Source organism: Brachybacterium sp. HMSC06H03 (assembly GCF_001807385.1).
In the GTDB taxonomy this organism is placed as follows: Bacteria; Actinomycetota; Actinomycetes; order Actinomycetales; family Dermabacteraceae; genus Brachybacterium; species Brachybacterium conglomeratum.
This window is the reverse complement of record NZ_KV788830.1, coordinates 1-1,024: the sequence shown is the minus strand read 5'-3', so window position 1 is coordinate 1,024 and position 1,024 is coordinate 1. Positions and strand designations below refer to the sequence as shown.

1 protein-coding gene is annotated in these 1,024 nt (G+C 72.9%); it reads right to left on the bottom strand.

The genetic code is table 11. The features are described from left to right. Window positions 1–59: 59 nt before the first annotated feature. On the bottom strand, window positions 60–860 hold the full coding sequence (locus HMPREF3159_RS10225) for a hydroxymethylpyrimidine/phosphomethylpyrimidine kinase (protein ID WP_070500936.1): 801 nt from the start codon (window positions 858–860) through the stop codon (window positions 60–62). Window positions 861–1,024 lie beyond the last annotated feature (164 nt).

Sequence of the window (1,024 nt, the reverse complement as noted above, 5' to 3'; positions counted from 1 at the left end):
GCCCGGCGCGGCCCGGCGCGGCCCGGCGCGGCGATCCGCCTGCCCGGCCCCGGGACCTGTCAGCCCTGGTATTTGCCCTGGTAGACGGAGTCGAAGGGGGTGTGGCCCTTCTGGCGGTTCTCGATGGAGCTGGTGACCACGGCCTTCGCGGTCCGGGCCGCCTCGAGCGGGGTGGCGCCCTTGGCGAGCTCGGCGGTGACGGCGGCGGCGAGGGTGCAGCCGGCGCCGTTCACGCGCTCCTGGCCGACCTTCGGGCTGCGCAGCTCGACGGTCTGCTCGCCGTCGTGGAACACGTCCACCGCGTCCTCGCCCTCGAGCGCGACCCCGCCCTTGGCCAGCACGATCACGTCGAAGGCCTCGTGGATGCGCTTCGCGGCCTCGGCCAGCTCCGCGACCGTCTCGATGCTCTCCATGCCGGAGAGCGCCAGGGTCTCGAAGTGGTTGGGGGTGACGAAGGTGGCCAGCGGCAGGATCTTCGCCTTCAGCGCGTCGTCGGTGTCCTGGGCGAAGCCGCCCTCGTTGCCCTTGCAGATCAGCACGGGGTCGAGCACGACGTTGGTGAAGGACCGCTCGGCGAGCGCGCCGGCGACGGTCTCGATCGTGGCGGGGGTGCCGAGCATGCCGATCTTCGTGGTGTCGATGTCGTGCACCGCGGTGCTCGCCTCGATCTGGTCGAGGATCAGCTGCGGCTCCAGCGGCACGAAGCGGTGGCTCCAGTCGTTCTTGGGGTCGAAGGAGACGATGCAGGTCAGCGCCGCGGCGCCGAAGGTGCCCAGCTGGTGGAAGGTCTTGATGTCCGCCTGGGCACCGGCACCTCCGGAAGCCTCGGAGCCGGCGATGGTCAGGGCGACGTGAGTCATGGGGGCCTTTCTCGGGGTGTGTGCGTCGGTGTCGCCGGGGCGGTCCGCGGCGCGGGGGCCGACGGGCTCCGCCTCGTGACGGGTGCCGTCCGGGGACGGGCGCCGTCGGGCGACGTGACCGCGCGCTCCCAGGGTCGGCGCACCCCGCAGGGCCGTCGCCGCCC

Coding starts and splice junctions, on each gene's coding strand:
- HMPREF3159_RS10225 (WP_070500936.1), bottom strand. CDS start 860: ATGACTCACGTCGCCCTGACCATCGCCGGCTCCGAGGCTTCCGGAGGT.